Origin of the sequence: Variovorax sp. WDL1 (assembly GCF_001541225.1) — a bacterium.
Lineage (GTDB): Bacteria > Pseudomonadota > Gammaproteobacteria > Burkholderiales > Burkholderiaceae_C > Variovorax.
In genome coordinates, this window is record NZ_LMTS01000173.1 from 18,667 (window position 1) to 28,275 (window position 9,609).

General features: G+C 61.4%; 11 protein-coding genes. 9 read left to right on the plus strand and 2 right to left on the minus strand.

Annotated elements, in window-relative coordinates; genetic code table 11:
* Positions 1 to 11 precede the first annotated feature (11 nt).
* From rfbF to APY03_RS24380, 9 genes are read left to right on the plus strand one after another with little or no spacing between them, the layout of a single operon-like run.
* The gene (rfbF, locus tag APY03_RS24340) at positions 12 to 785 is read left to right on the plus strand and encodes a glucose-1-phosphate cytidylyltransferase (protein WP_068680905.1); all 774 of its coding nucleotides are present in this window, start codon (positions 12 to 14) and stop codon (positions 783 to 785) included.
* A 49-nt stretch (positions 786 to 834) separates the two neighbouring features.
* The gene (locus tag APY03_RS24345) at positions 835 to 1,524 is read left to right on the plus strand and encodes a class I SAM-dependent methyltransferase (protein WP_068680907.1); all 690 of its coding nucleotides are present in this window, start codon (positions 835 to 837) and stop codon (positions 1,522 to 1,524) included.
* Entirely contained in the window at positions 1,521 to 1,913 is a 393-nt protein-coding gene (locus APY03_RS24350; protein ID WP_068680909.1) for a GtrA family protein, read from the plus strand. The genes APY03_RS24345 and APY03_RS24350 overlap by 4 nt, the downstream gene beginning before the upstream one ends.
* Before the next feature lie 14 nt (positions 1,914 to 1,927).
* On the plus strand, positions 1,928 to 3,235 hold the full coding sequence (locus APY03_RS24355; protein WP_068680911.1) for a glycosyltransferase family 2 protein: 1,308 nt from the start codon (positions 1,928 to 1,930) through the stop codon (positions 3,233 to 3,235).
* 1 nt (position 3,236) lies between these two features.
* The gene (locus tag APY03_RS24360) at positions 3,237 to 3,791 is read left to right on the plus strand and encodes a dTDP-4-dehydrorhamnose 3,5-epimerase family protein (RefSeq protein WP_068680913.1); all 555 of its coding nucleotides are present in this window, start codon (positions 3,237 to 3,239) and stop codon (positions 3,789 to 3,791) included.
* Positions 3,792 to 5,018 carry a class I SAM-dependent methyltransferase gene (locus tag APY03_RS24365; RefSeq protein ID WP_068680915.1) on the plus strand — a complete coding sequence of 409 codons (1,227 nt, stop codon included), beginning with the start codon at positions 3,792 to 3,794 and terminating at the stop codon, positions 5,016 to 5,018. It abuts the gene before it with no gap.
* Positions 5,015 to 5,857 carry an NAD-dependent epimerase/dehydratase family protein gene (locus tag APY03_RS24370; protein ID WP_068680916.1) on the plus strand — a complete coding sequence of 281 codons (843 nt, stop codon included), beginning with the start codon at positions 5,015 to 5,017 and terminating at the stop codon, positions 5,855 to 5,857. The genes APY03_RS24365 and APY03_RS24370 overlap by 4 nt, the downstream gene beginning before the upstream one ends.
* Positions 5,857 to 6,924, plus strand: coding sequence for a class I SAM-dependent methyltransferase (locus APY03_RS24375; RefSeq protein ID WP_068681058.1), 1,068 nt, complete (start codon positions 5,857 to 5,859; stop codon positions 6,922 to 6,924). The genes APY03_RS24370 and APY03_RS24375 overlap by 1 nt, the downstream gene beginning before the upstream one ends.
* The gene (locus APY03_RS24380; protein WP_068680918.1) at positions 6,914 to 7,651 is read left to right on the plus strand and encodes a cephalosporin hydroxylase family protein; all 738 of its coding nucleotides are present in this window, start codon (positions 6,914 to 6,916) and stop codon (positions 7,649 to 7,651) included. The genes APY03_RS24375 and APY03_RS24380 overlap by 11 nt, the downstream gene beginning before the upstream one ends.
* 192 nt (positions 7,652 to 7,843) lie before the next feature.
* On the opposite strand, the gene APY03_RS24385 is transcribed toward APY03_RS24380, so the two are convergent.
* Together APY03_RS24385 and APY03_RS44395 are read right to left on the minus strand one after the other, a co-directional pair.
* Positions 7,844 to 9,433, minus strand: coding sequence for a hypothetical protein (locus APY03_RS24385; RefSeq protein ID WP_068680920.1), 1,590 nt, complete (start codon positions 9,431 to 9,433; stop codon positions 7,844 to 7,846).
* A partial coding sequence (locus tag APY03_RS44395) for a hypothetical protein (RefSeq protein ID WP_232324387.1) occupies positions 9,426 to 9,609 on the minus strand: 184 nt, incomplete at its 5' end. The genes APY03_RS24385 and APY03_RS44395, both read right to left, overlap by 8 nt.

The following is a 9,609-nucleotide window of genomic DNA, read 5'->3' on the forward strand; positions in this document are numbered from 1 at the left end:
AAAGGGAGCACATGAAGGCAGTCATTCTTGCGGGCGGCTTGGGCACGCGCATCGCGGAAGAGTCCGACACCAAACCCAAGCCGATGGTCGAGGTGGGTGGCAGGCCATTGCTCTGGCACATCATGAAGATCTACGCGCACCACGGTGTGAAGGACTTCGTGATCTGCCTGGGCTACAAGGGCTACGTCATCAAGGAATTTTTCTTCAACTACTACCGGCACATGTCGGACATGCGGATCGACCTGCGCACGGGCGAGCACCAGATCCTGAATTCCCAATCCGAGGACTGGCGCATCACGCTGGTCGACACGGGTGCGGAGACCATGACCGGCGGGCGCCTGAAGCGTGCGGCGAAGTATCTTGATGGAGAAACCTTCTGCTTGACCTATGGCGACGGGCTCGCCGATGTCGACATCGGCGCCGAAGTCGCCGCCCATCGCAGCCACGGCAAGCTCGCGACGGTGCTTGCCGTTCAGCCGCCGGGGCGTTTTGGCGTGCTCAACATCGACCCAGCGCGACAGGTCACCAGCTTCGTGGAGAAGCCCAAGGACGAGATCGGATGGATCAACGGCGGGTTCTTCGTGCTCGAGCCCCGTGCCATCGACTATGTCAAGGACGATGCGACCTCCTGGGAGAAGGAGCCACTGATGCAGCTCGCACAGGATGGGCAATTGAACGCCTTCAACCACAACGGCTTCTGGCAACCCTGCGACACCTTGCGGGACAAGCGCGAGCTCGAAGCCCTCTGGTCGACTGGAAAGGCGCCGTGGCATGTCTGGGACTGAGCGCGGCGCAAAGGCGCCACCCCGCGTCGGAGCGCCTCCAGACGAGAGGGTGGCGGCTGCGTCCGGCAAGGTCGACTTCGATGACTATTCCGCCGACTACGACGAACTCCTGCGCGAAAGCACCAAGCTCTACGCGGAGGATTCGGAGTACTTCGCGCGCTACAAGGTCGACCTGATCCGTGGCGCCGTGCGCCGCCCGGTCGCCCGCGTGCTCGAGTACGGTTGCGGAACCGGCCGCAATATCGGCTATCTCCAGGCTGCATTTCCGGACGCCAAGATCGTCGGTACAGACGTGTCTGCGGCTAGCTTGCAGGTTGCGGCTGCCAGCAATCCGCAGGCACGTTTCGAGGTTGAAAGCGAAGACCTAGAGCTCGGCCGTTTTGATCTGATCTTCGTTGCGAGCGTGTTTCATCACATCCCGCCCATCCAGCGGGCCGCCGTCATGGAGACGCTCGCACGTCGACTCGCCCCGGGGGGCTCGATCGACATTTTCGAACACAACCCCTTCAACCCCGTGACGCGGCGCATCGTGAGCACATGCCCCTTTGATGCTGACGCGATCCTGCTCAAGCCGAACGAGCTGCGCTCGCTGTTCCGCCACGCTGGCCTGCAACTGCAGCGTCAGACCTACTGCCTGTTCGTACCGCCGCGTCTTTCGTGGCTCCTTCCACTCGAACGATTCCTCGGCTGGCTTCCGCTCGGGGGGCAGTACTGGGTCAGCGCAGGCCACACCCGATGAAGCAGCTGCTCAGGTTCGCGGCGGTGGGCGTCGTCAATACCGCGCTCGGCTACGCAGTCATCTTTGCGTGCATGTACGTGGCCGGCCTGGGTGCAGTGCTCAGCAACGTGATCGGCTACGCCGTCGGCCTGATCGCTTCATACCTGCTGAATCGCAGTTTCACGTTTCGCAGTGCAGCGCCCCCGCGGCGGGAGATCATCCGCTTCGTCGCGATCTTTCTGCTGGCGTATCTGGCCAATCTCGGGATGCTCGTCTTTCTGATCCGCCATGCCGGCGTGCACGAAGGCTTGGCGCAGGTGATTGCGGGCGTCGTGTATTTCGCACTGTCTTTTGTGTTGAACAAGTACTATGTCTTTGCCGGTCCGCGGGCGCGCGTGGCCGACCATTGATATGAATGCCTCGCATGACTAGCCAAGCTGATCACACCATCACGGTCGTCATTCCGACCTTCAACCGGAGAGTACAGCTGCAAACCGCGGTCGAGAGCGTGCTTCAGGAGCGCCGAGTGCCGATTGTCCTGCACATTTTCGACAACGCCTCCACGGACGAGACTGAAGCATATGCCCGTGCACTTGCTTCGATGGACCCTCGTGTTTCGTACACGCGCAGGCCAGAAAACATCGGTGCAACCGGAAACTACTCGCAAGCACTTGACAGTATCTCGACCGAGTACTTCGTGCCGCTGGCCGATGATGACTGGTTGCTGCCAGGCTTTCTGCATGACGCGCATCAGGTTCTGGAGCAGCAGCCTGACCTCGGCGCGGCGGTATTTGTGACCGAGGCGCGCAACGCGCAGGGAGTCCTCCTGACGACCTATCCCACCGCTCTGGATCAGATCCGGTGGGGCGTGCTTCAGCCGCGCGAGCATCTGGATGACTGGTTGCGCTTCGGGCACTATGCGTGGAGCTCCGTTCTCTGGCGCACCCGAACGCTGGAGTGCCTGGGGGCGCCATACCTGCATACGGGGCTCCCCAGCGATGTGGACTTTCAAGTCCAGATCTTTTGCCACTACCCGGTTTACCTGTGCAATCGACCGGGTGCGGTGTACTCCCTTCACGACAACCAGGCGAGCGGCGGCTTCGACGTTTCGCATATTCGCTCCTGGGCTCGATTGTTCAAGCGCTTGGATCGAGAGATCGGGCGTCAGAAGATCCTTTCGCGCGACGAGTACTTGCCCCTCAGGGACATCATGAAGCAGCGGCTGCGAGCCGCGTGGATCGCTCCGGCGAGATCCGACCTGTCTGCAGGACATCGGGTTGCTGCCGCATGCCTCGCTGGCTTCAGGCTGGGCGACTGGGAGACGGCTTTCTCATTGATCCAAGGCGTCGAGGAAACGGCGAGCCCGATGCGCCAGGCGGCCGAAGGGACCGTGTTCCAGTTGCCACAGATCGGAAGCACGGGGGTTGCACATCGAGCAACGTCTGCAGATGGGGGCACCGAACTGGTTGCCTCGGTTCTCGGCTGGATCAAGCGGGCTACCCAGGCCATTGATAGGCTGGAGCAGGACAACGTTCGCTTGCAGGCCGAAAAGGCCGAGCTTCAGGCGGCTTTGTCCAGTGCCATCGAACGGGAGGAGCGCACCAGGACGCTCGCTGAGCAGAATGATCGCAAGCGAATGGATGTTGAAACCGAGCTGGCATCGCTCGGCGCCCACCCATTGCTAAGAACCATGAAGAAGCTTCGACTTCTTCGATATTCGAAGGTGGTGTGAGGTGTCCAGGTTCACGGTCGCTGCGACGGCGCTGGAAGGCCTGATGTGCATCCAGCGCCAAAGACACGAGGACGTACGCGGCTTCTTCAGCCGCTTCTTCTGTGCCGACGAACTGGGCGCTGCCGGCTTTCGCCAGCCTATCTCCCAGATCAACCACACTTTGACGCGCCGGCGTGGCTCCGTTCGCGGACTCCATTTCCAGTATCCGCCTTATGCCGAAGAGAAGCTGGTCAGTTGCATCCGAGGCGAAGTATTCGACGTTGCGGTTGATCTGCGAAAGGGCTCGAGGACCTTTCTCCAGTGGCATTCAGAGCTGCTGAACGCCGACAACATGCGCGGCCTGCTGATTCCCAAAGGCTTTGCTCACGGGTTCCAGGCGCTCAGCGAAGATGCGGAGTTGATCTACTTGCATTCCGAGCCCTACGCCCCGGGCGCCGAGGGCGGCTTGCATGCCCTTGATCCAGCGCTCGCCATCGGTTGGCCGCTCCCGTTCGCCGACCTCTCCGAGCGTGATGCCACGCATCCATACCTCACACCCGATTTCGGTGGTATCTAGATGAAGTGTCGCCATTGCCATGCAGGGCTCGATCTGCAGTTCATGGACCTGGGCTCTTCCCCGCCTTCCAACGCCTACCTGAGCGCGGCGCAGCTCGCGGCGCCGGAGAAGTGGTATCCCTTGCGCGTGCTCACCTGCACCCGATGCTGGCTGGTGCAGACCGAGGACTGTGCGCACTATGCCGAGCTCTTCTCTGACGACTATGCCTATTTCAGCTCTTATTCGACGAGCTGGCTCGAGCACAGCCGGCGTTATGTCGAGGCGGTGACGCAGCGCTTTGCGATCTCCTCGGCGTCGCATGTCGTGGAGGTGGCCGCCAACGACGGATATCTGCTGCAGTACGTGCAGCAGGCAGGAATTCCGTGCACCGGCGTAGAGCCGACGTCCAGCACGGCGCGCGCGGCACGCGCCAAGGGTCTGGACATTGTGGAGGCCTTTTTCGGCATGGAACTGGCCGAGCAATTGGTCGTCGACGGAAAGGCTGCGGACCTGATCGTGGCCAACAACGTGTTGGCGCATGTGCCGGACATCAACGACTTCGTGGCGGGTTTCGCCAGACTGCTGAAACCGCATGGCGTGGCCACCTTCGAGTTCCCACACCTGACGCAACTCGTGGCCAAGTGCCTGTTCGATACGATCTATCACGAGCATTTCTCTTACCTGTCATTGACAGCAGTTCGCCGGATCTTCGAAGCCAATGGCCTCGGCCTCTTTGACGTGGAGGAACTCGACACGCATGGTGGAAGCTTGCGGGTCTATGCGCAGCGGCGCGAAACGGGCGAACGTCCGGTCGAAGACGCAGTGGCGCGACTGCTGGAGACTGAAATGGAAGCCGGGGTGAGCTCGGTCGCCTACTATGCAGGCTTTCAGAAGCGCGCGGACGACATCCGCGACGGCCTCATGGCTTTCCTGATCGAGGCCCGCCGTGCCGGCAAGCGTGTCGGTGCTTACGGTGCAGCAGCCAAGGGCAACACGCTGCTGAACTATGCCGGCGTGCGCACGGGCCTCGTGCCGTGGGTCGTCGATCTCAATCCGGCTAAGCAGGGGCAGTTCATGCCCGGCAGCCGGATCCCGATCGTTGATGAAGAGCACCTGAAGCGCGAGCGCCCCGATTACGTGCTCATCCTGCCGTGGAATCTCAAGTCCGAGGTGCAGGAACAGCTTGCTTACATCCGGGACTGGGGCGGCAAGTTCGTGTGCGCGGTGCCGGAGATCGAAGTTCGATGAGGATCGCAGTCACAGGCGCCAGCGGGTTCGTGGGGCGTCATGTCCTGCGCGCGGTCGCAGAGCACAAGGACGTCGAGGTGGTGGCCGTGTCTCGCCGCCCGCCAGGCGCCTGGTTGCCCTCCGGCATGCGGCATGTCGCATTCGATCTGACCGCGCCGCCACCGGATGTCTTTGCCGCGCTGGGACAACCCGATGTGCTCATCCATCTGGCCTGGAGCGGGCTGCCGAACTACCTGTCGCGTCATCACTATGAGACGCACCTGGCCGAGCAGTACCGGTTCCTCAAGCTGCTCGCAGCCGCCGGGCTTCCGTCCCTGTTGTGCGCCGGCACCTGCTTCGAGTACGGCATGCGATCGGGTGAGTTGCATGAGTCACTACCACCCGACCCTCGCAACCCCTACGGCTTCGCCAAGGACGCGCTGCGCCGCGAGCTGGAGTTCCTCGCCGCCGACCTCGGCTTCAAGCTGAGCTGGGCGCGGCTGTTCTACATGTACGGAGAGGGGCAAGCCCCGGGCTCGCTGTACAGTCAGTTCATGGCCGCCGGCAGTACCGGCGCCGCCGAGTTTCCGATGTCCGGTGGAGAACAGCTACGCGACTTTCTTCATGTGACCGAAGTGGCACGGCGCCTCGTTCGCCTGGCGTGCGAAGCGCCGGGCGCCGGAATCGTGAATGTCTGCTCCGGCCAACCGACATCTGTCCGGGCCTTGGTCGAAGGCTGGCTGCAAATCCATCGCTGGCCGATGAAGCTCGCACTGGGGCACTACGCGTATCCAGCGTACGAGCCGATGGCATTCTGGGGCTCCGGCGCCAAGCTGACCCGGCTTCTGGGGCCGACATGATGCAGAACGAGCTTCTGCGCATCTCCGGCCTACCGGTTCTGCAGAACAGGGTGTATGCGAGCATGTCGTCGGCGAAGGCCTCTCCGAAAGGAGACATGGTCTTGATTCAGGACGAGGCTACGGGCCTGGTCTTCAACGCTGCCTTCGATGCCGGCCTGCTGAGCTATGACGCCGACTACCAGAACGAGCAAGCGTGCTCGCCGGTCTTCCGGCAGCACTTGGACGAAGTGTTGTCCATCATCCGACGCCATTTCCGCACGCCATCGTTGATCGAAGTAGGTTGCGGCAAGGGCTACTTCCTCGATCACCTGCGCAGTGCTGGCTTCGAGGCGACCGGCATCGATCCCGCCTATGAAGGTGACAGCCCGTACGTCGTCAAGGCGCCGTTCTCGCCCGCGCTGGGCCTTTCCGCCGATGCGCTCGTGCTCAGACACGTGCTCGAGCACATCCAGGACCCCGTGCAATTCCTCAACGCCATTGCGCATGCCAACGGAGGTCGGGGAAGCTTGTACATCGAAGTCCCGTGCTTCGAGTGGATCTGCGCGAGGCGTGCCTGGTTCGACATCTTCTATGAGCACGTCAACTACTTTCGGGCAGCGGATTTCAAACGCATGTTCGGGCGGATCCGCGAACAAGGCCATGTCTTCGGCGGCCAGTACCTCTATGTAGTTGCTGACCTTGCCTCGCTGCGAGATCCGGCTGCTGTTCGGACTGACCTCGTCGAATTGCCCGCTGACTTCCTGGCAGGCATCGAGCGAAGCAAGGCGCTTGCGCTCAGCACGCCCGGCTCCAAGGCGATCTGGGGCTCCTCTTCCAAGGGGGTGATCTTTTCCCATCATCTGCAGAATGCGGGTGTTGACTTCGATCTTGGCATCGACATCAATCCGGTCAAGCAGGACAGGTACATGGCTGGCACCGCGCTGAAAATCGTTTCGCCGGAAAACGCGCTGCAGATGCTGCCCGCCGGCTCGCTGGTGTTCGTGATGAACTCCAATTATTTTGACGAGATCGCGGCGCACTCCCGCGGCCGGTTTCGTCTAGTGAAGGTAGACCAGAATGAGTTTTGAAGCCGAAACTGCGGCACGCATTGCCGCCAACGACGCCAATGCCAAGTTGAAGACTGACGCGCAGGCACTGATGGATTCGTCCATTCGCGCGGGCTACTCGTACAACTTCTCGTGGCTGGGGCGGCCGATCATCCAGTATCCGCAGGACATTGTCGCGATGCAGGAGATCATTTGGCGGGTGCAGCCCGATTTGATCATCGAGACCGGCATCGCGCACGGTGGCTCGCTGATATTCTCTGCGGCGATGCTGGAACTGAATGCCGCCTGCGGAGGGCCGGCCGATGCGAAAGTGCTAGGCATCGACATCGAGATTCGCGCGCACAACCGCGCAGCGATCGAAGCTCATCCAATGTTCAAGCGGATCTCGATGATCGAGGGATCCAGCGTTGCCCCCGAGGTGATCGAGAAGGTCCGCCAACAAGCGCTTGGCAAGCGAAGTGTGCTGGTGTGCCTCGACAGCAATCACACGCACGCTCACGTGCTCGGCGAACTCCAGGCCTACGCACCGTTGGTGACGATCGGTAGCTACTGCGTCGTCTTCGACACCATCGTCGAGGACCTGCCCGCCGAACTCTTCCCGGATCGCCCATGGGGACCGGGAGACAATCCGAAGACTGCCGTGCGCGAGTTCATGGCTACCACTTCCGACTTTGTGATCGATCACACGATGGATCACAAGCTTTTGCTAAGCGTGGCCCCCAATGGATACCTCAAGCGGACAGGGTAGCCTTCCTTCGAGGGCTGAGGTCGGGTCAGAAGCGGACCTTGGCAACTGCATGACGCCGACAATATGAAACAGGCAGAAGCCGAGCAGGACGAAGAGCGCAGTACGTTTAGAACCGCTTCATCGAGGAGCGCAGGACGAGGATGGCAATAACGCGCTGGCCTCATGGGAGGGAAGCTGCTGTAGACGCGATGATCATTTTCTCTTCAGCACCACGATGCGTCCCAGGTACGGGCCTGCATCAACTGCGCCGATTTCTTCGAAAGCGCCTTCGGCGGCCACTGCAGCATTGATGTCCTTGCGTATCCCTGCACTTGGCGGCCAAGGCAGCGGAAGGGTGCTTTCATCCGAAAAAAGAATCGCCAAGTCGGAATCCGCAAGCATCTGCTTCTGACCCTGAATGTCTCCGACCATGTAGCTGACTGGCATCGATGGAGGCGAAAGACCGCGTCGACGCAGCTCAAACTCTAGATTGTCGCGATTCAAATATTGGGCAATCACGGGGAAGTACAGCTTGCGCTGGCCGATGTTGGGAATCGCCTCAAGGACATCGACCGTCTGCATATGGATTCGGTTGAAGTGCTGGGCCTGGGCAGTGGGCACCGTCGTACCCCAGAGCCGAAGCGCAACCGGTCGCCACGTTAGAAGGGCAAAGATCAGCATGCATAACGCGAACGCGAAGCCAAGCCAACGCGGCATCTTGGAGATGAACAAAGCCGCGAGGATTGCAGTGATACACAGTACGAAAGCGGGCACGACGAGGCCGATGAATGGGCTCTTCATGCTCGGCGCCGTGACTCCGGCATAGGCCGCGCCAGCAGCAATGGCGGCCGACAGCGCGACACGCCAGCTCTGTGCCCACCAAGGCGCCGATACGACGAGCAGTGCACCGGACAATGCCAACCAAGGAGTGCCGATCGCGGCCTTGCCGCCTGGCCCAGTGAGATAGTAGGCAGCTGGATCAAGAGTTGCCGCGTTCTTCGCCCAGACAGCGGCCTGCGAGCCGAAGGCATTGACAGTGATGTATTCATACAGCCGCTGAGATACAGCTGCGTAGTAGGGAAGCACGACTAGTGCCGCGATGGCTCCCGAGAGGATGGCCATGCGGCTGACGCGCAGTGCCTCCTCTTTCGACTGGGTCTGAATGAATGCTGTAGCCGCAGCGGCGACACCGAACACCACGACCGTCACCGGCGCGAGCGTCGGTTTGGCAAGAAGCGCGCCCACAAAGAGGGCGGAGGCTACGGCTACAGTCTTCTGCTCTCCGGCGCGCCAGCGCGGATCGGCGGCGATGGTCATCGCCCCAGCAGCCGTAAGCAAGGCGCAAAGTGCATCAGGGCGGAACTCGACGATCAGAAGTCCAAGCAGAGGAAACGCCAGCAACGCTGCCGTCAGGATGGTGGCCGTCGCCATCGGCAGTGCGCGGATGGTGAAACCTAGAAATAGCCTCAGGATGATGGTCAGCGGGATGGCGTTCATTGCATCCGCCGCCCAAGGATGAGGGCCAAACACCCCGAAGGCGATGAGGGCCAGCAGGGTTTGCAGAGGTGCGTGAGGCGGGTTTGACCAGAACCCCTTAATGAATGCCAGGCCCCCATCATGGTGAAGTGCCTCGAGCCTGGCCAGCGCGTCATTGAAGTAACCAACGTCGTCGTACGTGACGGGCAGCGAGAGCGCGCCGCTGTAGAGCGAGGATTGAATCTGAAAGGCGGCAAAGAGAGCCGCCAGGAGGGCAGCGGCGATCCACGCGGCGCGTCCGGAGTGGCCTGTCACTTGATCAAGCATGGGGGGCCGAAGTTGCACTGTAGAGGAAGTGCCACGATGACAAATAGATCATCACGCCGAAGAAGACGGCGCGTGTCTGGTGGCGGGCGGCGAACACCTTCTGCATTGCATTGGCCTTGGCGAAAGGGCTCGATTGTGGCAGGAGCAACTGGTAGGCAAGCCAGTGACGTGGGGAC

Excerpts from the sequence above, each read along its gene's own strand:
- rfbF (WP_068680905.1), top strand. The coding sequence starts at position 12 with ATGAAGGCAGTCATTCTTGCGGGCGGCTTGGGCACGCGCATCGCGGAA.
- APY03_RS24350 (WP_068680909.1), top strand. The coding sequence starts at position 1,521 with ATGAAGCAGCTGCTCAGGTTCGCGGCGGTGGGCGTCGTCAATACCGCG.
- APY03_RS24355 (WP_068680911.1), top strand. The coding sequence starts at position 1,928 with ATGACTAGCCAAGCTGATCACACCATCACGGTCGTCATTCCGACCTTC.
- APY03_RS24365 (WP_068680915.1), top strand. The coding sequence starts at position 3,792 with ATGAAGTGTCGCCATTGCCATGCAGGGCTCGATCTGCAGTTCATGGAC.
- APY03_RS24370 (WP_068680916.1), top strand. The coding sequence starts at position 5,015 with ATGAGGATCGCAGTCACAGGCGCCAGCGGGTTCGTGGGGCGTCATGTC.
- APY03_RS24375 (WP_068681058.1), top strand. The coding sequence starts at position 5,857 with ATGCAGAACGAGCTTCTGCGCATCTCCGGCCTACCGGTTCTGCAGAAC.
- APY03_RS24380 (WP_068680918.1), top strand. The coding sequence starts at position 6,914 with ATGAGTTTTGAAGCCGAAACTGCGGCACGCATTGCCGCCAACGACGCC.
- APY03_RS24385 (WP_068680920.1), bottom strand. The coding sequence starts at position 9,433 with ATGCTTGATCAAGTGACAGGCCACTCCGGACGCGCCGCGTGGATCGCC.